Genomic DNA, 23,919 nt, shown 5'->3' with positions numbered 1-23,919 from the left:
TCAAAGAAAAACGCCGGGCGATTTGCCCGGCGCTTGCGAAAAATCTATCCGATTGTCCTCGTCCGTCAGTCCTGGATAACCAACAAGTCGGAGGAGGCGAAGCGCAGCGTAACCCTCTCGCCGACGCTGGGGGGCATCATGCCCGGGCTGTTGAACATGTCGAACGAAATTGTATTGCCGCCGACATTCATGCGGGTGCGGATGACCGAACCCAGGAAGTGCGCCGAGGCGACTTCGCCGGTCAAGGCAGTATCGCCCTTGGCCGATTCCGCCAGCGAGCCGGCTTCCGGGCGCAGCGCCAGCGATACGGTATCGCCGGGCTTATAGGCGGTGACCGACTGCTTCAAGGTGACGCCCTGATCGCCGATCATGATGCGGCTGCTGTCCGGATCGACGACCTTGCCTTCGATGAGGTTCAACGTGCCGACGAAGGACGCGACAAAACGGGTAGCCGGGGTGTTGTAGATTTCGAAGGGCGTGCCGATCTGGTCGGCGCGGCCGGCGTTCATGACGACGATGCGGTCGGAGATCGACAGAGCTTCTTCCTGGTCGTGTGTCACGAAGACAGTGGTGATGCCGAGCTGCTGCTGGATGGCGCGGATTTCTTCGCGCAGGGATACACGGATCTTGGCATCAAGGGCCGAGAGCGGTTCATCGAGCAGCAGAACTTGCGGCTTGACGGCGATAGCGCGGGCGAGTGCCACGCGCTGCTGCTGACCGCCGGACATCTGGAAGGGATAGCGGCCGGCAAGATGATCGAGCTTGATCAGGGCAAGCATTTCCTTGACGCGCTTGTCGATCTCAGGCTTGGCGACACCGGCTACCTTGAGGCCAAAGGCGACATTGTCATGCACGGTCATGTTTGGAAACAGGGCGTATGCCTGGAACACCATGCCGATGTTGCGCTGGTTCGGCTTCAGTGGACGCTGGTCCTTGCCGTTGATCGTCAGCGTGCCGGCGGTCGGGGTTTCGAAACCGGCGATCATGCGGAGAACGGTCGTCTTGCCGCAGCCAGACGGTCCGAGGAAGGAGATGAATTCCCCTTTCTCGATATGCATGGTGAAGTCGTGAACGACCTGGACTTCGCCGAAGGACTTCTTGATGTGTGTGAGTTCGAGAAAAGCCATGGTGTGAAGCCTTACGCCTTAATCGGAGCGGATTTGGAGAAGCGTGAAACGAGCTGAAGCAGGCCCATGCTGAGCCAGGTTACAGCGAGCGCGATAATCGCCAGCGCCGACGGCTCGTAAGCCCGGTTGGCGCCGATGAGCTGCATATAAGGCCCGAAGGCCGGACGGTTGAGCAGCGAGGCCATGGTGAATTCACCCATGACGATCGCGAGCGTGATGAAAGCGCCGGAAAGGACACCGCTCATCACATTCGGGAAGATGCATTTGAACATGATCGTCGTCCATTTTGCACCCAGGCTTTCCGCCGCTTCCGTCAGCGTGCCGACATCGATGGTGCGCATAGCCGTATCCACCGAACGGTACATGTAAGGCAGCGACAAGACAATGTAGGAGCAGACGAGCAGGAGGTTCGTTGTCTGATTGTAGCCGGTTAGCGGCAGGATCGACGACGAATTATAAAGGCGGAGATAGCCGAAGACGATGACGATGGCGGGAATGACCAGCGGCATCAGCGTGATGAATTCGACGAAGGGGCGGATCTGTGGCAAACGCAGCCGCACCCAATAGGCCGTCGGCACGACGAGAAGCATGCCGAAGATGATGGTGAGTAGCGCCATCAGCATGGAGAAGCCGAAGGCGGTCAGGAAGCCCAGGTCTGAAAAGACCGACCTATAGGCGTCGAAGCTATAGACGTCGCGCCGCATGCGTAACGAGAATTCCAGCGTACCGATGAGCGGAACGAAGAAATAGATGACGCCGATGGCGACTGCGATCCAGGCAAAGAATTTTTGCAGCTTCATTTTTGCCACCGTTCAGCGCGCATGCGCATCAAGATATAGATGACGTTTGAAATACCTGTGATGACGATCATGCCGAGCGCCAGCGCATAGCCGAGGTTGGCATTATGCAACACGTCGCCGCGGATCTGTGCATAGAGCACGATCGGGACGATGTTCAGCGAGCTGCCGGTAAGCGCGATTGCGGTTGCGATGGCGCCGAAGGAGTTGGCGAACAGCAGCAGCGTCGTGCCGAGCAGGCTAGGCCAGAGGATCGGCAGAGCGACCATCAGCCAATATTGCTTGTTGGTGGCGCCGAGAATGGAGGCGGCTTCGCGCCATTCCTTCTTCATGCCGTCCAGCGCCGGCGTGATGATAAGCACCATCAGCGGGATCTGGAAGTACATGTAGGTGATGGTGAGACCGAAGAAGCTCAGAAGATTGAAGCCGGTTGCGTAAAGGTTCAAACCGAAATGGGCGAGCAATATGGTGACTAGGCCCTGGCGGCCCAGCGTTGCGATGAAAGAGAAGGCCAGCGGCACGCCTGCGAAATTGGAAGCGACGCCGGAAAAGGTCAGAAAGGCACTGCGGATCCAGGAAGGGAGGCCGCCAAGTACGAGCGCCCAGGCGAGATAAAAGCCGATGATGGCGCCGCCGAGCGCCGAGGCAACCGAGATTCTGATACTGATCCAATAGGCGCTCATGATGGTCGGCGTGAACAGGTCGCCGAGGTTCTTGAGCGTGAAGCTCCCGTCCGGCGTCAGAAACGCGCCCATGACGAGATAGAGCGTCGGGATAATCAGGAACAACAGCGTGAAGATCACGAACGGGGCGATGCCCAGCCAGTCGACGACGATACGCTTGTTGATCAGTGGTGCGGTACTGACTGCTGATGTTGTGACGGTGCTCATGAGAGGCCCCAATTTGCGGCGTCGAAAAATGGAAAACCTCCCCGCGGAAGCGGGGAGGTCAGATCAAGTCAGATTACTGAACGTTCGAACCGACGACGCTGTCCCACTGCTTGGTGATGACAGCCGAACCTGCGTTCTGTTCGTCAAGCGTCGGGAAGGTGGCCTTTTCATAGGCTGCTGCCGGCGGCAGCTTGTCGAGAAGCTCCTGCGGAACCTTCTTGTTCTTTGCCAGGTCGTTGAAGCGGATCGGGTGGCAATAACCCTTCAGCCAGCCGATCTGACCTTCGTCGGAATACAGGAATTCCATCCAGAGCTTGGCAGCGTTCGGGTGCGGAGCGAAAGCCGAGATCGCCTGGACGTATACGCCAGCGATAACGCCCGAAGCCGGAACCGTAACGTCGACCGGCGGGTTGCCATTCAGGCTGTCGCGCCATGCGAGGCCGTTATAGTCCCAAGCGACGACGATCGGGGTCGAACCCTGAGCGAGCGAAGCGGACTTGCCGATGATTGGAACGAAGTTGCCGGCCTTGTTGAGCTGGGCGAAGTACTTCAGGCCAGCGTCGCCAACCTTGGTTGCATCCTTCTCGCCAGCGGCGAGACCGGCAGCGTAAACGGCCTGAACAGCCTGGTTGGAAGCGCGCGGGTCGCCGGCGAGCGATACCGTGTTGGCATATTCCGACTTCTGCAGGTCAGACCAATCCTTCGGCGGATTCTTGACGACGTCTTTGTTCACGACGAAGGAGAGAACGCCGTAGTAGTCGCCGTACCAGGAGCCGTCAGCATCCTTGGCGCTGTCCGGGATCGAGTCCCAGGTGGAAACCTTGTAAGGCAGCAGAAGGCCGTCCTTCTTGGCGGTCGGGCCGAAGGAGAGACCAACGTCGATCACATCGGGGGCCTGCGGGCCAGTGTTGCCCTTGTTGGCGCGGATGGCTTCAACTTCATCGCCCGAACCGGCGTCCGGATTCAGTTCGTTGACATCGAGGCCGTACTTTGCCTTGAAAGCAGCGATGAGGTCGCCATAACCGCACCAGTTGTGGGGCAGGGCGATGGTGGTCAGCGTGCCTTCCTTCTTGGCGGCAGCGATGAGGTCCGCGCTCGGTTCAGCAGCAGCGATGGCGGTCGAAGCTACGATCATCGCAGTGGAGAGCGTCAGAAGACGATGAATTTTCGAGATCACTGGTATTCCTCCTTTTGGGTTTTCAGTGTCTGGCGTTGCTGTTAATGACGTTGCATGAAGGTTGTGTGACGGGTTGCAGCGGGTTGCGTTTCCTGAAACGTCGGGGATTTACTTTTATCCGCTAACGATGACAGGCTTTGTCTTGCCGGCCGATCCTCAAGTTGTAATTTTATACTTTCCCTCCCTCTAACCTAGCTTGCGGAACAGCCTTGTTTGTTCGAACAGGCCTTCGAGCGTTTTCATGCGCTCACTGGTCTCGTCCCAGGTCGAGCTTTGCACAGCTTCGATCAGGGCTTCGACGATGAAGAGGGTAACGACGGAGGAATCCCAGGCCGATGGCGCCTCGATTTGCACGCGGAACGTGTGTTTAGCGTACTTGGCGGCTGGGGTAGCCCATTGGTCGGTGAAGACGATGATCTCGGCCCCGTGGCGGCGGGCGGCAGCGGCAAGGCTGACGATCTCCTGTTCATAACGACGGATATCGAAGATCACCAGAAGGTCGCCGGGATTCATGTTCAGAACATATTGCGGCCAGGAACTGGAATTGGAGGAGAGCAGGGTGGTATTCGGGCGGATGACCTGCATATGGGTGAAGAAATATTCGGCAAGCGCGCCGGTGATGCGTCCACCGACGAAATAAAGCCCGCGCTTGCGCTCCGACAGCAGTGCAGCGACGCTATCGAAGGTTGCCGCATCGATATCCGTCAAGGTCTGGCGGAGATTGCCCATGATGGCGTCGGCAAAACGGTTGAGGATATGTGTACCGGGGCATTGGATGCCCAGCGGTCATGCTTCGTCAGCGGATTTGAGATGGTCGCCTCGACCTCCTGATGGAGGCGGGACTGAAAGTCCGGATAACCCTTGAAACCGAGTTTCTGCACCATGCGGGCCACTGTCGGCGTGGAAACCCGCGCATTTTCGGCAACCGTTGTAATGCTGCCCAGCCCCGAAACCGGGTAGTTGTCGAGCAGGCTCTTGGCGAGCTGCTTTTCGGCGCGTGTCAGCGCGTCGAATTGGGCATGGATTACGTCTGAAACTGTCTTCGACGCATTGCTCACTCGTTTTTTGCTCCCCGGGACGGTCTTATGCCAGTCTCCTCTAAAGATATAACTACGCTGTCACATTTGGTGTCAATGTCACAAATGAAGAAATAATTTCAGTTCCCAGTTGACAGTCGCCGAAACCTGAAGAATTCTTTTCTTATAAAGATTTTATTAAGCGATGGGGCCCCCTTTGATGCTTGCCCGGCAAGGCATTCTGACGGAAGCGGATGGCGATTGCGTTGCGGTCGAACGGCCGGCCGGAAAGAGCCCGGTTCTAATTATTTGCGAACATGCTTCGCGCACGCTGCCCGAGTATTTCGGCGATCTCGGCCTTTCGGCCGAAGCGCTTTCCAGTCACATTGCATGGGACCCGGGCGCACTGGCCGTTGCCAGAAAAATGTCTGACAGCCTTGATGCCACGCTGGTCTACCAACGCTTCTCGCGCTTGATCTATGACTGCAACCGGCCGCCGGAAAGCGCGGGCGCCATGCCGGAAACCAGCGAGATATACACGATCCCCGGCAACCAGCACTTGCAGGCCGCCGACCGGCAGGCACGCATCGACGCTCTTTATATACCGTTCCACGACCGCATTCGGGCTCTCTTGAAAGAACGGGCGGCGAAAGAACAAAAAACCGTGATCGTCACGGTTCACAGTTTTACGCCTGTGTACAACGGCAGGCAGCGGGCAGTGGAGCTCGGCATTCTGCACGATGAAGACCGCTGGCTGGCGGATCGAATGCTCGATGCGGCCGCCAAGGCGCCGCTCTATCGCACTGAACGAAACGAGCCTTACGGGCCGGAGGATGGCGTTACCCATACGCTGAAACTGCATGGGCTCGCCAATGGTTTGCATAACGTAATGATCGAGGTCCGCAACGACCTCATCGGAGATGACGTCGGCCAAGGGGTCGTGGCCGGCTATCTGACAGGGCTTATCCAGAGCAGTCTGGAAGCCTGAGCAAAAGAGACCCGGGGAGCAGTTCAACTGCGATCGGGCCGCACGGCAAAAAGCCGGCGGCGCACTTGGTACATGGTTGTCCGCAATTCCGCGGACGACCGGGTTTTAGGGGGAATGACATGTCTGATTACACAGAGTTGGACAAGAAGCAGGACGTGCATATTCTGCACTCCATGGGCTATGCCCAGGAGTTGGAGCGGCGCATGAGCTCGTTCTCGAATTTCGCCGTATCCTTTTCGATTATTTGCATTCTGTCGGGCGGCATCAATTCTCTCGCCCAGGCGACTTCGGGCGCAGGCGGTGCCGCGATCGGCATCGGCTGGCCGGTCGGATGCTTTATCTCTCTGGTCTTTGCCGTGGCGATGGCGCAGATCAGCTCGGCCTATCCGACCGCGGGCGGGCTCTACCACTGGGGGTCGATCCTCGGCAACCGCTTCACCGGTTGGCTGACAGCCTGGTTCAATCTGCTCGGCCTTGTCACCGTTCTCGGCGCCATCAATGTCGGCACCTATTATTTCTTCTTCGGCGCTCTCGGCGGCTATTTTGGCATGGTCGATACAACACTGGTCCGGATCCTGTTCCTGGTCGTCATCACCGGCCTTCAGGCACTCGTGAACCACATGGGTATCGGGCTCACCGCGAAGCTGACCGACTTCTCCGGCTATCTGATCTTCGCGACTTCGATCGCGCTGGCGATCGTGTGCCTGATCGCTGCGCCGTCCTATGATTTCGCGCGGTTGTTCACCTTCACGAATTACTCGGGCGTCGCAACGATCGCTACCGACGGATCGGCCACCGGAGCACCGGTTTGGCCGCAGGTGTCGACCTTCTGGGTCTTCGCTCTCGGCCTCCTGCTGCCGATCTACACGATCACCGGCTATGACGCCTCGGCGCATACTTCGGAGGAAACGGTCAAGGCAGCGCATTCCGTTCCGCGAGGCATGGTAGCCTCCGTGCTTTGGTCGGCATTGTTCGGTTACATCATGCTATGTGCGTTCGTTCTGATGATCCCGAATATGGACGATGCCGCAAAGCAGGGCTGGAATGTGTTCTTCTGGGCGATGGACGCCCGGGTGAATCCTGTCGTCAAGGATATTTTGTATTTCCTGATCTTCGTCAGCCAGTGGCTGTGCGGCCTTGCGACGGTCACGTCGGTATCGCGCATGATCTTCGCCTTCTCGCGTGATGGCGGCCTGCCGGCATCGAAGGGGCTCTCCAAGGTCAGCCCGAAATACCGCACGCCGGTTTCCGCGATCTGGACCGGCTCGATCCTGTCGGTGCTGTTCGTCTGGGGTTCGTCGCTGGTATCGATCGGCGATACGCCTGTTTACACCATCGTCGTGTCGTGCACCGTTATCTTCCTCTTCTTCTCCTTTGCGATTCCGATCACGCTTGGTCTGTTCGCATGGGGCACGTCGAAGTGGGACAAGATGGGCCCGTGGAACCTCGGCGAGGGCGCGTTCAAGCTTTTTGCCGTGCTGTCGATCATCGCAATGATCGTGATCTTTGTTATCGGCATTCAGCCGCCGAATGATTGGGCGGGCATCATCACCGTCGGCTTCTTTGCCCTGACGGCGATCGTCTGGTTCGGCTTCGAACGTCGCCGTTTCCGAGGCCCGCCGATCGGCGAGGAAATCGCCAGGCGCAAAGCCGAAATCGCAGCGGCCGAAGTGGCCGTCGGCGAACGCTGAGCGTCGAGCTGCATTTCTTAAACGGCGGGGCCGCCTGCGTGCGGCCCCTTCACCGGTACAACGAAACGCACCGCGCCAGGTCGCACCCGGCCGCAGGCTGCTGTTTTGTTGTCCGAAGTCCCAATTCACTGTTCAGGCGGATCACTCATGAGCACTAGCTATACGTTCGAAGACCTCAAGCAGGATGTGGCCGAGGGGCGCATCGATACGGTTCTGGCATGTCAGGTGGACATGCAGGGTCGCTTGATGGGCAAGCGTTTCCAGGCGGAATTTTTCGTCGAGAGCGCCTGGAAGGAAACGCATAGCTGCAATTATCTCCAGGCGACCGACATCGAGATGGAAACCGTCTCCGGCTACAAGTCGACAAGCTGGGAGAAGGGCTATGGCGACTATACGATGAAGCCTGATCTCTCCACGCTACGCCGCATTCCCTGGCTCGAGGGCACGGCTCTGGTGCTTTGCGATGTGCTCGACCATCACACGCATGAGGAAGTGGCGCATTCGCCGCGCGCCATCCTCAAGAAGCAGGTCAAGCGTTTGGAAGCCATGGGCCTGAAGGCCTACATGGCTTCCGAGCTCGAGTTTTTCCTCTTCGATCAAAGCTACGACAGCGCGCGAGAGTCGGGCTACCGCCATCTGAAGCTCGCCAGCGGCTACAACGAGGATTACCATATCTTCCAGACCACCAAGGAAGAAGAGGTCATGCGGGCGATCCGCACCGGGCTGCAGGGCGCAGGCATCCCAGTCGAAAATTCCAAGGGTGAGGCTTCCGCCGGCCAGGAAGAGATCAATGTCCGTTACGCAGATGCGCTGACCATGGCCGACCGGCACGCGATCATTAAGAACGGCTGCAAGGAGATAGCCTGGTCGAAGGGCAAGGCCATCACCTTCCTGGCGAAGTGGAACTACAGCGCCGCCGGCAGCTCTTCGCATATTCATCAGTCGCTCTGGAGCGTCGACGGCAAGAGCCCGATGTTCTTCGAAGAAGGCGGCAAGTACGGCATGTCGCCAATGATGAAGCACTATGTCGCCGGCCTCCTGACCCATGCCAGCGAAATCACCTACTTCCTGGCGCCCTATATCAATTCCTACAAGCGCTTCATGGCCGGCACGTTTGCGCCGACCAAGGCGATCTGGAGCAAGGACAACCGGACGGCGGGCTATCGTCTTTGCGGCGAAGATACCAAGTCGATCCGTATCGAATGCCGCGTCGGTGGTTCCGATCTCAATCCCCATCTCGCCTTCGCGGCGCTGATCGCCGCCGGCCTGGACGGTATCGAGAACAAGCTTGAGCTGGAAGCGCCGTTTGTGGGGGACGCCTACGGCGCCCGCGAGGTTCGCGAAATTCCGCGCACCCTGCGCGATGCCACGACCGCGATGACCGATTCGAAGATGCTGCGCGCCGCCTTCGGCGACGACGTTATCGATCATTACACCCGCGCTGCTGACTGGGAGCAGGAGGAATATGATCGCCGCGTTACCGACTGGGAAGTGGCGCGCGGATTCGAAAGGGCGTAAGGCTTTTGAGATCTGCCCCATGCCCGATTTTCATTCTACGATCGGGCGGAGGCGCCGGGATGTTTTTCCTGCGCGCTGTTTCCCGTTTGAATGCGGCTGCAGGTTGTGCGACATCGGGCAATCAATGGATGACTAAGAAAACAGGAATTCGATCATGACCATGATCACATGCGTATCCCCGGTGAACGGGGAGGTTTATGCGGAGCGTCCGGCGCTGTCACTGGAGGCCGCTAAGGAAGCTGTCGCACGCGCCCGCAAGGCGCAGAAGGATTGGGCGCGCCGCCCGCTGGAGGATCGCGTTCAGCTCGTTTTGAAGGGCGTTGCCCGGCTCAACGAGATGGCCGATGTCGTCGTGCCGGAGCTAGCCTGGCAGATGGGCCGCCCGATTAAATACGGCGGCGAATATCGCGGCTTCAACGAACGCTCAAATTATGTGGCGTCGATCGCAGCCGACGCGCTGTCGCCGATGGTGGTGGAAGACAGCGCGAATTTCGCGCGTCGCATCGAGCGCGAGCCGCACGGCGTCGTCTTCGTCATCGCGCCATGGAATTATCCCTATATGACGGCAATCAACACGGTCGCCCCGGCACTGATGGCTGGCAATACCGTTGTCCTGAAGCATGCCAGCCAGACGCTTTTGGTCGGAGAGCGGCTGGTGCAGGCCTTCGTCGAGGCTGGCGTTCCCGCGGATGTCTTCCAGAATATCTATCTCGATCATGAAACGACGTCGGCGCTGATTGCCGCGGGTAGCTTCAACTTCATCAACTTCACCGGGTCGGTCGAAGGCGGACGGTCGATCGAACGCGCGGCTGCCGGCACCTTCACCAGCCTTGGCCTCGAACTTGGCGGCAAGGATCCGGGCTATGTCATGGAAGATGCCGACCTCGAGGCCGCCGTCGATACCCTGATGGATGGCGCTACCTATAATTCCGGGCAGTGCTGCTGCGGCATCGAGCGCATCTATGTGCATGAATCGCTCTATGATGCCTTCGTCGAAAAGTCCGTTGCCTGGGTGTCGAACTACAAGCTCGGCAATCCGCTCGATCCGGAAACCACACTTGGCCCGATGGCGAACAAGCGCTTCGCCAAGGTGGTGCGCGAGCAGATCGCTGACGCCGTCGCCAAGGGTGCCAAAGCACTGGTCGATCCCAAGCTTTTCCCGGCCGATGACGGCGGCGCTTATCTCGCTCCGCAGATCCTCGTCGATGTCGATCACTCGATGGCTTTCATGCGCGAGGAAACCTTCGGCCCGGCCGTCGGTATCATGAAGGTGAAGAGCGACGCGGAAGCGCTGGAATTGATGAATGACAGCCCCTATGGCCTGACAGCTTCGCTGTGGACCAAGGATGTTGAGCGCGCTTCGCGCATCGGTCGCGAGATCGAAACCGGCACTGTCTTCATGAACCGCGCCGACTATCTGGATCCGGCGCTTTGCTGGACCGGTGTCAAGGAAACCGGCCGCGGCGGTTCGCTGTCGATCATCGGCTTCCACAATCTGACGCGTCCGAAATCCTATCACCTGAAGAAAGTAACAGCATGAGCAATATCTCAGCCAACTGGAGCTATCCGAACGCCTTCAAGCTCGGCCGCGGCCGGATCGCGGAACTGGCGGATGCCTGCAAGAGTCTGGGCATGAAGAAGCCGCTCCTGATCACCGATCGGGGACTTGCCTCGATGGCGATCACCAAGACGGCATTGGATATTCTCGAAGACGCCGGCCTCGGCCGCGCCATCTTCGCCGATGTCGATCCGAACCCAAACGAGAAGAACCTCGATGCCGGCGTCAAGGCCTTCAAGGATGGTGGTCATGACGGCGTCGTCGCTTTTGGCGGCGGCTCGGGGCTCGATCTCGGCAAATGCGTTGCCTTCATGGCCGGCCAGACGCGACCTGTCTGGGATTTCGAGGATATCGGTGATTGGTGGACTCGTGCGAGTGTCGAAGGCATCGCCCCGATCGTCGCCGTGCCGACGACCGCCGGCACCGGCTCGGAAGTCGGCCGCGCCAGCGTGATCACCAATTCCGTGACGCATGTGAAGAAGATTATCTTCCATCCGAAATTCCTACCGGGCGTCGTCATCGCCGACCCGGAACTGACCGTCGGCATGCCGAAGATCATCACCGCCGGCACGGGGATGGACGCTTTCGCCCATTGCCTGGAAGCCTATTCATCGCCCTTCTATCACCCGATGTCGGCTGGCATCGCGCTGGAAGGCATGCGGCTCGTCAAGGAATTCCTGCCGCGCGCCTATAGGGAAGGCACCGACCTCGAAGCTCGCGCCAACATGATGAGTGCCGCCGCCATGGGCGCGGTCGCTTTCCAGAAGGGTCTTGGCGCCATTCACGCGCTGTCGCACCCGATCGGCGCCGTCTACAACACGCATCATGGCATGACCAATGCCGTCGTCATGCCGGCCGTCCTGCGCTTCAACCGCAAGGCTATCGAAGACAAGATCGCCCGTGCCGCTGCTTATCTTGGCATTTCCGGCGGTTTCGACGGTTTCTATGAGTATGTGCTGAAGCTGCGGGCCGAACTCGGCGTTCCCGAAAACCTCTCGGCCATGGGCATTGCGCCCGATCGCATCGACGAGCTCTCGGCCATGGCAATCGAAGATCCGAGCGCCGGCGGCAATCCTGTGGCAATGACCCTGGAAAACACCAAGGCGCTCTTCCACGATTGCTTCTAGGCATATCGTCCCAGCTCTCGGTCGTGCCGCGAGACGATTGCGGCACGATTTTTTGTGTCTGTCCGCCGGCCGGGTTGGCGACGGCAATTTTCATCGGCAAGTAGTGTGCCGGTAGGGCAGCGGGTTAGGTTTCACCCATGCAACACCATGCTGTCGCCAAAGTGACCATTAAGGCTTTATTAACCATATCTCGAAACAATGCGTTAACTGCACCGATGAGTCAGATGGTGCCGAAAGAGCGATGTTCGTGCTCACCGCCATCACGCCGGAGACCGACAATGCCAGTTATCACATTTGCGAATACGAAGGGTGGGGCGGGGAAGACGACGGCGGTTCTGCTGTTGTCCACGGAGCTGGCGAGGCGCGGTTATCGTGTCACCATTCTCGACGCCGATCCGCAGCACTGGATTTCGCACTGGTACGAAATTTCCGGCCATGTGCCCAACATCTCCGTCATCGATTTCGTGACCAGCGCATCCTTGCCCGTGCATCTCTCGGAAAACAGCGGGACGGATTATTTCATCCTCGATCTGCCGGGTGCTCGCACGCCGCTGCTGGCAACGGCACTCGGTCTTTCCGATCATGTGCTCATTCCGATCCAGGGCTGTGCGATGGATGCGCGAGGTGGGGCACAGGTGCTTGAGCTGCTGCAATATCTGGAACAGCGGGCCGGCATTCACATCAATCATTCGGTCGTTCTGACCCGCGTGAACTCGATGGTGACGACTAGGGCGCTGCAGACGGTGAAGGCCCTGCTGTCCGAGCGGAGCGTTACGGTTCTTGAAACGCCGATTATTGAACGTTCGGCCTTCCGCGACATCTTCGACTGTGGCGGAACGCTCTATACGATGGACCCAAACCGCGTTAGCAATCTAGACAAGGCTCAGGAGAACGCCCGCGTCTTTGCCGAGGAGATGATGCGACTCCTGCCGGTGCGGCTGACGGCTTCGGCCCGCGGTGCCGGCCACGACGCGATCCGCAGCGCGGCCTAGTCTAACGAACTCACAATAGAAAAAAGGCCGCCGGACGAACCATCCGACGGCCTTGTCATTTGCTCCGCGCGATCAATCGACGAATTCGACGACCACGCCGGGTTTGACCATTTTCGCGAGTTCTGTCGCGTCCCAGTTGGTCAGGCGCACACAGCCGTGGCTCTGTGACTTGCCGATCTTCGAAGGGTCGGGTGTCCCGTGGATGCCGTAGGTAGGCTTCGACAGCGCCATCCAGACAACACCGACAGGGCCGTTAGGGCCAGGCGGAATGTCGAGGATCTTGTCGTTGGCGCCCTGCTTGAAGTTGATCTTCGGATTGTACGTATAGCCGGGATTGAAGGCGACGCGTTCGACCGTCACAGTGCCAGAGGGCGATGGTGTGTCGGTGGAACCGATACTGGCGGGGTAGGCGGCAATCAGGGCGCCACTGGCATCGTAGGCGAAAACCTGCTTGCGGCCCTTGTCGGCGAGAATTTTTGCAACGGTACCGGTTTTGCCGGGACCGGTATTGACCACTTTGATCGTGCTGCCGGGAACTGTGAAGTTGGCGCCGGGATTGAGCTCCTTCAGATAGCCTTCGTCCATATGGAAACGTTCGGCCAGCATTTCCGTGGTCGACGTGTAGCCAAGCGACGGCATCTGCGCCTTCGCGGCATAATCTTCAGGGATCGACGCGACATAGGGGCCGGCGGCATCGGCAGGCGTAATCGTGTAGTTGATGATCGGCATGCCGCCTGACAGGCGCAGTTGCTCGAGGATCGAATCCGTATCGTTCGGGTTTAGCGTCTGGCCGGTCATCTGCTGGTAGGCGTAGATCGCCTTGGTGACATTGGCACCCATACGGCCATCGATCGCGCCCGGCGAAATGCCTTGGCGGGCGAGGAAGACCTCAAGCGCGGTGATCTCCAATTTCGATTTGCCCTTCAGCGTGATGACGGGCTCGGCCGGCGGCTTGCGTTCGATGCCGGGTGTTGCCTCCTGGGGATCGATCGATGCGTAGTCGGTGCCGTTTGGATTGGGTTGCGACTGGCCATTCATCTCCGGCAGCGATTGGTTGTCGAGCGGCTCGCTCTGGACGTCGCCATCGCGCGGGATGCCGTTGGTGATGACGCCGCGATCCTGTTGGCCATCACCGTTGTCGACATAGCCACCGTCATTGCCGTAGTCGCCGCCCCGATATTGGCGATAGTCGCGGTAGCCACCATTGTTGGAAAGCTGCGTGTCGCCGTACCGGTTGCCGTCGCCATAGCCGTTGTCATTGTAGACGTTGCGGCCGGGCGCGCGCGGGTAATAGGTGCTGGCCCGCATCTCGGTGGCGAGGACATTGCCGTAGCGGTCGATCAATACGCGGTGGCCACGCCCGTCGCGTGCGACGGTCACCACGCCTTGCTCTGGATATTGATCGAGGATTCGTCCGTCGGGGGTCACCAGGATGATGTCGTTGTTCCCGTTACGGTAGTATTGTGCCTGCGCATCAGTCAATGCGAGAGCAGATGCCGTGGCCGCCAAGGCCAGAGTAAGACTTAGTTTCAGGAACCGGTTCACGTCTGTCGAATCCCTCGGGTGATGGCTGAGCCGACACACACATGGCAATTTTGACGCCAGTATGGAATTAAAGATTATCATGCTGAATAAAAGATAAAATTTTGTGTGATCAAGGCGTCAAGTTAACGTTCGATAAGACAAACCACCATTAATTTTCGTCCTGTCCCGTTTCGAGCCATGTCGATGAGGGATGGCCGATCGAGAGCCGACCAGGGAGGACTGCAGGAGATGATGGATTTTGCCGCAGCCAAGGGACCGAAACTGACGTTGGATGAAGGCTCTGTGCTGGATATCGGCGCCTGCATCGTCGACGGCAACAATCTTGCGCCAGGACGCGCCATCCCGGATGACGGCGACCCGCGCATCGATCATTCGTTAGAGGGCTTCCTCTTTACCTGCGGCCCTGATCATATCCGCCATCCGCAGCCGATGTCGGGCGCTTTCGAGGGCAAGCGTTATCCGTTGCACGGCTCTTTTTCCTCGCATCCTGCCAAAATCCTGTGGACTCGATTCGAGGATGACAATGCGGAGTGCCGTGCCGATATCGATATCGTCACCGCCGAACGCCGCACGGCGCGGCTGGAGCGCCATTGGCGCATCGACGGGACAACAGGCGAGGTTTCGCTCATGGACCGTGTCGTCAACACCAGCGTCGAGGCTATGCCGGTCTTCCTGATGTATCATATGAACGTCGGCGCCAAATGGTTCGACGGCGGTGTGCGCCTTTCTGGCCAGATGCTGGAGAACGGCGGTTTTCCCTGGACCTTCGGCGAGGAATTGGGCGGTCTTTTCTGCGTGCCGGCGACGGCGAAGGGCGAGGATTGGTCGGAGGTATGCCTCGGGCCGATCGCTGCCATCGGCGGCAAATCCCTGCGGGTACGCTTCGGCACGGATACCCTGCCGTTCCTGCAGGTCTGGCGCAATCAGCGCGCGCCGGCCCATATCCTCGGCATCGAACCCGTTTCGCACCGGTTAGCGTCACGCGGCGAGCTGGAAGAGGCGGGTGAATTCAATATTCTCCAGCCCGGGGAAGCCAGGAGTTTCGCGCTCAACTTTGCCTTCGCCTGAAAGGTCTGAGCGGTTGACGCTTCCTTTATGGCGGCGTAGACCAAGGCCCACGGTTTTACAGAGGAAATGAACCATGGATATCCGCCCGATCGATGACGAATACTCGGTTTCCGGCCAGATCACCCTGGAGGATCTCGATCAGATCAAGGCCATGGGTTTCAAGTCGATCGTCTGCCACCGCCCGGACAATGAGAGCGCGGATCAGACGCCGTTTTCGGTCATCGAAGCCCACGCCAAGGAGCTGGGGCTCGAAATCGCGCATGTGCCCGTTGGGCCGATGGGCGTGACCGAAGAGGCCGTGCAGGGCATGGTCGACGCTCTCGACGAATTCCCGCGGCCAATGCTCGGCTATTGCCGTTCCGGCGCGCGCTCGACCGCGATCTATCAGAAGACCCATCACATCCGCGGCTAAGCCACCGCATCCCGAACATGCGAGAAATTGAGGGCGCTGCTGACGAGCAGCGCCCGGTTTGTTACCCGTCACCGGACAACATCAGGAGAGAACCATGAGCATCAAGCGTATCGACGTCGGAGCCCGCATGAGCGGTGCTGTCATTCACGGCAACACCGTCTACCTCGCCGGCCAGGTTGGTGAAGGCGAAAGCGTCACGGATCAATGCAAGTCTGCGCTCGCCGAAGTCGATCGCCTGCTGGCCGCCGCCGGCAGCAACAAGTCGAAGATCCTGCAGACGTTGATCTATCTCTCCGACATTTCCTATTTCGCCGAAATGAACGCCGCTTGGGAAGCCTGGGTCGATCCGGCCAATACGCCGGCCCGCGCCACCAGCGAAGCCAAGCTCGCTGCACCGAAGTACAAGGTCGAGTTCATCGTCACCGCCGCGATCGACTGATTTCGTTTGACGCTTTTTGCAAGGCCGGTGAGCGCATGCTCACCGGCCTTTTGCTTGCGAAATTTCCGTCAAAGTGCGTGACGGCGTGATCGCTTCGGGATCGAGCACGATCTCGATGATCGCCGGCTTGCCGCTCGCGCGCGCGCGTTCAAAGGCCGGGCCGAATTCCTCGGTTGCCTTCACCGTTTCGCCATGGCCGCCGTAAGCGCGGGCAAAAGCCGCAAAATCCGGATTGTTCAAAGCAGTGGCGCTGACGCGGCCGGGATATTCCCGCTCCTGGTGCATGCGAATGGTGCCATACATGCCGTTGTTGATGACCAGGGCGATCAAGGGCAGGTGATATTGCACGGCAGTCGCGAACTCCTGTCCGTGCATCATGAAACAGCCATCTCCCGCAAAGCAGACTACTTCGCGCTCAGGAAAGAGTTGTTTGGCAGCGACAGCCGCCGGTAAGCCGTAACCCATCGAACCGGAGGCAGGTGCGCCCTGGGTGTTGAAGCGGCGGAAACGGTGGAAGCGATGCAGCCAGGTGGCATAGTTGCCGGCGCCGTTGGTGAAGATGGTGTCTGGCGCGGTATTGGCTTCGATCCAGTCCATGATCCGGCCCATATGCGCAGCGCCGGGACTTTTTTCCGGCGTCTTCGACCAGGCGAGATAGGCGGCATGTATGCGCTCCGTCCGCTCTGCCCAACGCGGTTCAGCCGGAGCTTCTTGATCGGCCAGCGCGGCTACGAAATCGGCGGGGCTGGCGCAGATCGCCAGATCCGGGCGGTAGACACGGCCGAGCTCGGATGGATCGGGATGAATATGGATTAGCTGTTGTTGCGGATAGGGGATGTCCATCAGCGTATAGCTGGAGGACGGCATCTCCGAGAACCGGCCGCCAAGCAGGATCAGCAGATCGGCTTCCTTGATCTCCTTTGCCAGTGCCGGATTGATGCCGATGCCGACGTCGCCGGCGTAACTCGGGTGCAGATGATCGAACAGCATCTGCCGGCGGAAGGAACAGCCGACCGGCAGCTTGAAGCGCTCCGCGAACTGCCGGATACCGGCAACCGCCTCTTCGTTCCAGCGGGTGCCGCCAAGGATGACCATTGGCCGTTCGGCTGCGATCAGACGCAGATAGAGATCGTCGATCTGGCTGCGGCCTGGATGGGCCGCTACCGGCATATAGCGCTTGGCAGGCGGGGCATCGACTTCGTCGCGCAGCATGTCCTCGGGCAGGGTCAGCACGACGGGGCCGGGCCGTCCCGATGTCGCGACGGCGAAGGCGCGGGTGACGAATTCCGGAATGCGGGCGGCATCGTCGATCTCGCCGACCCATTTGGCGAATTCGGTGAAGGCTCGCCGGAATTCGACCTCCTGGAAGGCTTCGCGCTCGCGTGCGTCCCGTTGGACCTGGCCGATGAAGAGGATCATCGGGATCGAATCCTGCCGCGCAATATGCAGGCCTGCGGAGGCATTGGTCGCGCCCGGACCGCGCGTGACCATGCAGATGCCGGGTTCGCCCGTCAAACGGCCCCAAGCGTCCGCCATCATCGCCGCGCCACCCTCCTGGCGGCAGACGAGCACGTCGATATCGCTGTCATGCAGCGCATCGAGCACGGCGAGAAAGCTTTCGCCGGGAACGCAGGAAATTCGCCGGACGCCGTTTGCCTTCAGGGCTTCGACGATGAGTTGGCCGCCGGTGCGCTTCATTATTTTGCCTTTCCTTCCAGTTCCGCCAGTTCGGCGAGAACCTCCTCCTGATGTTCGCCAAGACGCGGGCTCGGCCGCGTATAGGTCAACGGCGTTTCCGACAAGACGACCGGTGTGCGCACGCTCGGGATGACGGTGCCGGCAGCGTCCTCGAGATCGAGCCGCAAACTGCGAGCCTGGATCTGTGGATCGGCAAACATGTCTTCGATCGTATTGATGGCGCCCGCCGGGACCGCACTGTCCTCGCAGGCTTTCAACAGATCCGCTTTCTTCCATGAAAGCGTTTTCGCCGAGATGAAAGTGCGGACTTCGTCACGATGGGCGACGCGGGCCTTGTTGGTCGCATAGCGTTCGTCATTCGCCCGCTCGTCGATGCCGAGGATCGCGCAGAGGCGGCGGAACTGCCCGTCATTGCCGACAGCAAGGATCAGATAGCCATCGGCCGTCGGCACGACCTCATAGGGCGAGATATTGGGATGGGCATTGCCAAGGCGCGTGGGGGCCTTGCCGGAGATCAGGTAGTTCATGTTCTGATTGGCGAGCACGGCGGATTGCACGTCGAGCAGCGCCATATCGACAAGCTGGCCTTCGCCGGTCTTCAATGCATGGATCAGAGCCGCTTCGATCGCGGAGACAGCATAGATACCGGTGAAGATATCGGCGATCGCGACGCCTGCTTTCATCGGTTGCCCATCCGGCTCGCCGGTGATCGACATGAAGCCGGACATGCCCTGAACGATATAATCATAGCCAGCGAGGCCGGCATAGGGGCCGGTCTGGCCGAAGCCGGTGATCGAACAATAGACCAATTTGGGATTGATCTTCTTGAGGCTCTCGTGGTCCAACCCGTATTTGACCAGACCGCCGAGCTTGAAATTCTCGATCAGCACATCGGCGGTCATGACCAGCCGCCGAACGAGGGCCTGGCCCTCTTCGGTCTTGAGGTCGGCGACGACGGAACGTTTGCCGCGATTGGCGGAATGGTAATAGGCGGCCGAAAGGTTTTCCCCATCCTTGCCCTCGACGAAAGGCGGACCCCATTGGCGCGTATCGTCGCCTCCATTCGGGTTCTCGACTTTGATGACATCGGCGCCGAGATCAGCCAGCATCTGCCCTGCCCAGGGGCCGGCAAGAACGCGGGCCAATTCGATGACGCGAATGCCTGAAAGGGGCGGTTTCTTGGTCTTATTGTCGGTCATGTCGGTCCAGATGGGCGGCTACGGCGCGAAAGTGGTCTCAGATGTATCGGATACGGGCCTGGAAGCAAAGCGCCGCTCGCGCCAGAGAATGTAGAGGCCTGAGGCCATGATGATAAAAATGCCGGCCCATTTGATCAGATCCGGGAAGTTGTGGAAGACCAGCCAGCCAAAGATCGTTGCCGAGACGATCTCGAAATACTGCAGCGGCGCCAGCGTCGAGGCCGGTGCGGCGCGATAGGCATGGACAGTGAGGATGCCGGAGGCTGCGGCGGTGACGCCGACGCCCAGAAGATAGGCCATCGCGGTACCATCAGGGATGACGGAAGCGATGATGGGTGAGCCCGAGCCGTGACCGATCGCGAGCAGAATGAGGCAGATGGCCATGCCCCAGAGACCGGTTTGGAACTGCATCGGCCAGGCATCCTCGCTGTGCGAGACGACGCGCGTGATCATCACATAGACGGCGACGCAGAGCGCGGTGACGACGGGCAACAACGCCACGAAGCCGACCTGCTCGAAGCTCGGCTGAATGATCAACATCGCGCCGAAAAAGCCGACGGCGCAGGCCGTGTAGCGTCGCCAACCGATCGTTTCCTTCAGGAAGATGCTGCTGAGGATGGTCAGCATGATCGGTTCGACGAAGAAAATGGCGATGGCGTCGGCTACCTCCATGACTTGCAGCGTCGTGACGAAAGAGACCATCGACAGCGTCAGCACGCCGGCGCGAATGGCATGCACCCCGCTGCGGCGCAGAGACCATCTGCCCCACTGGCCGCGCAGGGCCAACATCGGCAGCGCGAACAGCCACTGAAAGATGAAACGGGCGGCGGTGACTTCCGCCGGCGGAATGGTGGTCGCGGCAAGCTTCGAGAAAATGTCGACGATCGGTGACAGGAAAACGGACAGGAACATCATCAACAGGCCGAATGTCAATTCCGACTGACGCAAACGGGGCAGGGAACTGCCGGTGGAACTCATTCGAACATTCCTTTGGGAATCAGGCCCTTGCCGTCACTTGCTGACACCAGTCCGCAAAATCCGAAATGGCTGCGGCCGCGCCGATCTCGTTCAGCGTCTCATGCCGCATGTCCTGATGGATGGCCATGGTGATATGCGAGAATCCGGCCTTTTTCAAATGGTTTGACAGCCAGGAAATCGCTTTTCCATTATTCGTCGCCGGGTCATGTCCGCCGCCGACGAGATGGATCGGCATCTCGCGCTTGAGCCGATCGAGATGGGCCTTTTGCGGCGCGCGGAAGGTTAGCTCGAAAATATCCAGCCATAGCGAGACTGAGGCATCGAAGCCGCAGAGCGGGTCGGCGATGTACTTATCGACCTCCTCGGGAATGCGCGACAGCCAATCGAATTCGGTGCGGCGGTTTGCGATCGATTGGCCCCAGGCGCCGAAGGTCAGCTTCGGCAGCAACCCACTCGGGACGTCGGAACCCTTCAGCATGCGTTCCGCCTTCAGGATGACCTGAGCAGCGCGCCCGGCAAGCCCCGGATTGAAGTTCGCGTTCCAGACAGTGACCGCGTCGAATTTGTTCGGATGCGTCACTGCCACGTTGAGGCTAATCAGCCCACCCATTGAATGGCCGAAGAGCGTTACCGGCAGGCCGGGATGGGCGGCGGCGGCAAGCTCACGCATGGCCAGCACATCGGCAATGACCGCATCAACGCCGTTGCGCCTTGCGAAGCGGCCGAGTGGCGCCTCGGCAGCTGTTGTATCGCCGTGGCCGCGGTGATCGTGAGCGTAGACATGAAAGCCGCCCGCCGCCATGGCTCCGGCGAAACGTTCGTAGCGACGGGAATGTTCGGCAAGGCCGTGGCTGATGAGAAGCACGCCAAGCGCGTCGCCCTCAGCCGGCGCATGATGATAGGCGAGTGTCGCGCCCGTTGGGCTAGCCAGATGCCTCGTCTCGGCGAACATGATGCACGTTTCCTCCCCATGTGAACGAAAGGTCATCGCCGACGGGATTGCAATGGACGGCGAGTGAAGCTCACAGAAATAAATGTTCGTGGTTTTTGCGATTCAGGGTTGCGTGCCGCAAATCAAACTGCTTATTTGTTCTCATATTGTTCTGTTTTTGGAGGTGTGGAATGAGGCCTTGGCTTCAGGGGTTTGCAGTTGCGGTTCTGACCGCGGTGGTGATGGCGACGAGTGCCGTGGCGCAGGAAAACAGCCGTGGCCGGACGCGATTTATTCTGGCGGCAAGTTGGGAACCCGCTTTCTGCGCGACGAACCAAAAGAAGGCAGAGTGCCGAAATCAATCACCGAACAATTTCGACGCCAAGAACTTTTCGCTACATGGTCTCTGGCCAATGCGGCAGGAATATTGCGACGTTTCCGATGATTTGAAGCAATCCGATAGTAGCAACGATTGGAAAGACCTGCCGGCTGTTCAACTGTCGGCAGAAACCAAGGCCGCACTGGACAAAGTCATGCCCGGCACGCAATCGGGTCTGGAGCGGCATGAATGGATCAAACACGGCAGTTGCACCAAGCTCAGCGCCGATGATTATTTCGGGGCGGCGGTGGGTTTGATCAATGAACTCAATGGTTCGGCCGTGCGTGATCTTTTCGCGCAGAATATCGGCAAGACGCTTAATGCCGAAGCCATCAAGGCCGCTTTCGACAAGAGTTTTGGCGAAGGCGCCAGCGGTCGCGTGAAGATGAGCTGCCGCCAAGTCGGCAAGGTGCGCGTGATCTCGGAACTGACGATCGGCCTGTCGGAAGACGCTATTCAGCCGTCGGAAGGAAACGAGCCGCGTCTCGAGCAACTGATCCAGGGTGCCGGCAGCACATCATTCGGCTGCGATCAGGGCGTGGTGGACGCAGCAGGTTTCTGACATCCGACAAGCGGCTCGGCGCGGATAATTGCCCTCGGACAAGGTTTCGCCGTTGCCCGAGGGCGGGGTTTCGCCTACATAGCGGCACAATTCGAAATGTTATCCGCCCGTGGAGTAACCCAAGCTATGGCACGTCAGTTCATCTACCATATGGCCGGTCTGAATAAGGCCTATGGCGCCAAGAAGATTCTCGAAAATATTCATCTCTCCTTTTATCCCGACGCCAAGATCGGCATTCTCGGCCCGAACGGCGCCGGTAAGTCGACCGTTTTGCGCATCATGGCCGGCCTCGACAAGGAATATACCGGCGAGGCCTGGCTGGCCGAAGGGGCCACCATCGGCTATCTGCCGCAGGAGCCGCAGCTGGATCCCAACAAGACGGTTTTCGAAAACGTCATGGAAGGCGTCGCTAAGAAGACGGCGGTGCTCGATCGTTACAACGAACTGATGATGAACTATTCCGACGAGACTGCGGAAGAGGGCGCCAAGCTCCAGGACATCATCGACAGCCAGAACCTCTGGGATCTGGAAAGCCAGGTCGAGATGGCGATGGAAGCATTGTGCTGCCCGCCGCGCGATGCCGACGTCACCAACCTCTCCGGCGGCGAACGCCGCCGTGTGGCGCTGTGCAAGCTGCTTCTGTCGCAGCCGGACCTGCTGCTGCTCGACGAACCGACCAACCATCTCGACGCCGAGACCATCGCCTGGCTGGAAAAGCACCTGCGCGACTATCCAGGCGCCGTGATGATGATCACCCACGACCGCTACTTCCTCGACAATGTTACCGGCTGGATTCTCGAACTCGACCGCGGCCGTGGTATTCCCTACGAAGGCAACTACTCCGCCTATCTACAGGCCAAGGCCAAGCGCATGCTGCAGGAAGCCCGCGAAGAAGCCGGCCGCCAGAAGACGATCAGCCGCGAACAGGAATGGATCGCCTCCAGCCCCAAGGCCCGTCAGGCCAAGTCCAAGGCGCGTATCAACGCTTACGAACAGCTGGTCGATGCCGCCGAAAAGCAGCGTCCCGGTGATGCGCAGATCATCATTCCGGTCAGCGAGCGTCTCGGCCAGGTGGTGATCGAGATGGAGGGCATCACCAAGGGCTTCGAAGGCCGCACGTTGGTCAACGATCTGTCGATCAAGCTGCCGCCGGGCGGCATCGTCGGCATCATCGGCCCGAACGGTGCCGGCAAGACGACCCTATTCAAGATGATCACCGGGCAGGAAAAGCCGGATTCCGGCTCGATCCGCATCGGCGAGACGGTGCAGCTCAGCTATGTCGACCAGAGCCGCGACGCGCTTGACGGCAATAAGACCGTATGGGAGGAAATCTCCGGCGGCGCTGAAGTCATCAAGCTCGGCAAGTTCGACATGAACTCGCGTGCCTATTGCGGCGCCTTCAACTTCAAGGGCGGTGACCAGCAGCAGAAGGTCGGCAATCTCTCCGGCGGTCAGCGCAACCGCGTTCACCTGGCCAAGCTGCTGAAGGCTGGCGGCAACGTGCTTCTGCTCGACGAACCGACCAACGACCTCGATACGGAAACGCTGGGGGCGCTGGAAAGCGCGCTCGAAAACTTCGCCGGCTGCGCCATCATCATCAGCCATGATCGCATGTTCCTCGACCGCCTGGCCACGCATATCCTGGCCTTTGAAGGCGAAGGCCATGTCGAATGGTTCGAGGGCAATTTCGAAGATTACGAGCAGGACAAGATCCGCCGCCTCGGCCCCGATGCTCTCAATCCGGGCAGCCAGGCGCACAAGCGGCTGACACGCTAAAGCTCGCATATTTCGGCTCATCGAGAGCTGCGCTTCTGAACTACCCCCGAA

20 protein-coding genes and 1 pseudogene are annotated in these 23,919 nt (G+C 59.5%); 11 read left to right on the top strand and 10 right to left on the bottom strand.

The genetic code is table 11. The annotated features are described in order from the left end of the window. Window positions 1-65: 65 nt before the first annotated feature. The 5 genes and pseudogenes from CCGE525_RS13125 to CCGE525_RS13105 form a co-directional block, all read right to left on the bottom strand. A complete protein-coding gene (locus tag CCGE525_RS13125) occupies window positions 66-1,127 on the bottom strand; it encodes an ABC transporter ATP-binding protein (protein WP_120704649.1) in 1,062 nt (353 codons plus the stop codon). Between the two features lie 11 nt (window positions 1,128-1,138). Further along, window positions 1,139-1,927, bottom strand: coding sequence for an ABC transporter permease (locus CCGE525_RS13120; protein ID WP_120704648.1), 789 nt, complete (start codon window positions 1,925-1,927; stop codon window positions 1,139-1,141). Beyond that, a complete protein-coding gene (locus tag CCGE525_RS13115) occupies window positions 1,924-2,814 on the bottom strand; it encodes an ABC transporter permease (protein WP_120704647.1) in 891 nt (296 codons plus the stop codon). Before CCGE525_RS13115 ends, CCGE525_RS13120 begins: the two co-directional genes overlap by 4 nt. 73 nt (window positions 2,815-2,887) lie before the next feature. Continuing rightward, a complete protein-coding gene (locus CCGE525_RS13110; RefSeq protein WP_120704646.1) occupies window positions 2,888-3,991 on the bottom strand; it encodes an ABC transporter substrate-binding protein in 1,104 nt (367 codons plus the stop codon). 186 nt (window positions 3,992-4,177) lie between these two features. Continuing rightward, a pseudogene (locus CCGE525_RS13105) lies at window positions 4,178-5,049 on the bottom strand (MurR/RpiR family transcriptional regulator). 178 nt (window positions 5,050-5,227) lie between these two features. On the opposite strand from CCGE525_RS13105, the gene CCGE525_RS13100 reads away from it, so the two are divergent. The 6 genes from CCGE525_RS13100 to CCGE525_RS13075 all read left to right on the top strand — a co-directional run bounded on the left by CCGE525_RS13100 (window position 5,228) and on the right by CCGE525_RS13075 (window position 12,881). Beyond that, on the top strand, window positions 5,228-5,995 hold the full coding sequence (locus tag CCGE525_RS13100; RefSeq protein WP_120706393.1) for an N-formylglutamate amidohydrolase: 768 nt from the start codon (window positions 5,228-5,230) through the stop codon (window positions 5,993-5,995). A 119-nt stretch (window positions 5,996-6,114) separates the two neighbouring features. Further along, window positions 6,115-7,686 carry an amino acid permease gene (locus CCGE525_RS13095; protein WP_120704645.1) on the top strand — a complete coding sequence of 524 codons (1,572 nt, stop codon included), beginning with the start codon at window positions 6,115-6,117 and terminating at the stop codon, window positions 7,684-7,686. 147 nt (window positions 7,687-7,833) lie between these two features. After that, window positions 7,834-9,204, top strand: a complete 1,371-nt coding sequence (locus CCGE525_RS13090; protein WP_120704644.1) for a glutamine synthetase family protein — start codon at window positions 7,834-7,836, stop codon at window positions 9,202-9,204. A gap of 154 nt (window positions 9,205-9,358) precedes the next feature. Continuing rightward, a complete protein-coding gene (locus CCGE525_RS13085) occupies window positions 9,359-10,744 on the top strand; it encodes an aldehyde dehydrogenase family protein (RefSeq protein ID WP_120704643.1) in 1,386 nt (461 codons plus the stop codon). Next, a complete protein-coding gene (locus tag CCGE525_RS13080; protein ID WP_120704642.1) occupies window positions 10,741-11,889 on the top strand; it encodes an iron-containing alcohol dehydrogenase in 1,149 nt (382 codons plus the stop codon). The genes CCGE525_RS13085 and CCGE525_RS13080 overlap by 4 nt, the downstream gene beginning before the upstream one ends. A gap of 278 nt (window positions 11,890-12,167) precedes the next feature. After that, on the top strand, window positions 12,168-12,881 hold the full coding sequence (locus tag CCGE525_RS13075) for a ParA family protein (protein WP_120704641.1): 714 nt from the start codon (window positions 12,168-12,170) through the stop codon (window positions 12,879-12,881). Between the two features lie 72 nt (window positions 12,882-12,953). Here CCGE525_RS13075 and CCGE525_RS13070 read toward each other — a convergent pair whose 3' ends face one another. After that, a complete protein-coding gene (locus CCGE525_RS13070; protein WP_120704640.1) occupies window positions 12,954-14,426 on the bottom strand; it encodes a L,D-transpeptidase in 1,473 nt (490 codons plus the stop codon). 228 nt (window positions 14,427-14,654) lie between these two features. Between CCGE525_RS13070 and CCGE525_RS13065 the strand changes: the two genes are divergently transcribed. The 3 genes from CCGE525_RS13065 (at window position 14,655) to CCGE525_RS13055 (ending at window position 16,345) form a co-directional block, all read left to right on the top strand. Further along, window positions 14,655-15,494, top strand: a complete 840-nt coding sequence (locus tag CCGE525_RS13065) for a DUF4432 family protein (protein ID WP_120704639.1) — start codon at window positions 14,655-14,657, stop codon at window positions 15,492-15,494. A gap of 73 nt (window positions 15,495-15,567) precedes the next feature. Beyond that, a complete protein-coding gene (locus CCGE525_RS13060) occupies window positions 15,568-15,906 on the top strand; it encodes a protein tyrosine phosphatase family protein (RefSeq protein ID WP_120704638.1) in 339 nt (112 codons plus the stop codon). A gap of 94 nt (window positions 15,907-16,000) precedes the next feature. After that, window positions 16,001-16,345 carry a RidA family protein gene (locus CCGE525_RS13055; protein WP_120704637.1) on the top strand — a complete coding sequence of 115 codons (345 nt, stop codon included), beginning with the start codon at window positions 16,001-16,003 and terminating at the stop codon, window positions 16,343-16,345. Between the two features lie 39 nt (window positions 16,346-16,384). On the opposite strand, the gene CCGE525_RS13050 is transcribed toward CCGE525_RS13055, so the two are convergent. Genes CCGE525_RS13050 through CCGE525_RS13035 form a run of 4 tightly spaced genes read right to left on the bottom strand, consistent with a single transcriptional unit; the run spans window position 16,385 to window position 21,172 of the window. Continuing rightward, window positions 16,385-18,043: a thiamine pyrophosphate-binding protein gene (locus tag CCGE525_RS13050; protein WP_120704636.1), complete on the bottom strand. Its 1,659-nt coding sequence runs from the start codon at window positions 18,041-18,043 to the stop codon at window positions 16,385-16,387. Further along, complete coding sequence (gene caiB, locus CCGE525_RS13045) at window positions 18,043-19,242, bottom strand: succinate--glutarate CoA-transferase (RefSeq protein ID WP_120704635.1); 1,200 nt, start codon at window positions 19,240-19,242, stop codon at window positions 18,043-18,045. Before caiB ends, CCGE525_RS13050 begins: the two co-directional genes overlap by 1 nt. 18 nt (window positions 19,243-19,260) lie before the next feature. Beyond that, a complete protein-coding gene (locus CCGE525_RS13040; protein WP_120704634.1) occupies window positions 19,261-20,220 on the bottom strand; it encodes a DMT family transporter in 960 nt (319 codons plus the stop codon). A 19-nt stretch (window positions 20,221-20,239) separates the two neighbouring features. Next, window positions 20,240-21,172 carry an alpha/beta fold hydrolase gene (locus CCGE525_RS13035; RefSeq protein WP_120704633.1) on the bottom strand — a complete coding sequence of 311 codons (933 nt, stop codon included), beginning with the start codon at window positions 21,170-21,172 and terminating at the stop codon, window positions 20,240-20,242. 170 nt (window positions 21,173-21,342) lie between these two features. Here CCGE525_RS13035 and CCGE525_RS13030 point away from each other — a divergent pair, with 170 nt between their 5' ends. Next, window positions 21,343-22,092 carry a ribonuclease T2 family protein gene (locus CCGE525_RS13030; protein WP_120704632.1) on the top strand — a complete coding sequence of 250 codons (750 nt, stop codon included), beginning with the start codon at window positions 21,343-21,345 and terminating at the stop codon, window positions 22,090-22,092. 126 nt (window positions 22,093-22,218) lie between these two features. Further along, a complete protein-coding gene (gene ettA / locus CCGE525_RS13025) occupies window positions 22,219-23,868 on the top strand; it encodes an energy-dependent translational throttle protein EttA (RefSeq protein ID WP_120704631.1) in 1,650 nt (549 codons plus the stop codon). Window positions 23,869-23,919: the final 51 nt, after the last annotated feature.

Origin of the sequence: Rhizobium jaguaris (assembly GCF_003627755.1) — a bacterium.
In the GTDB taxonomy this organism is placed as follows: Bacteria; Pseudomonadota; Alphaproteobacteria; order Rhizobiales; family Rhizobiaceae; genus Rhizobium; species Rhizobium jaguaris.
Note: the sequence above shows the minus strand (reverse complement) of the source record. Positions and strands in the feature narration are given on the sequence as shown.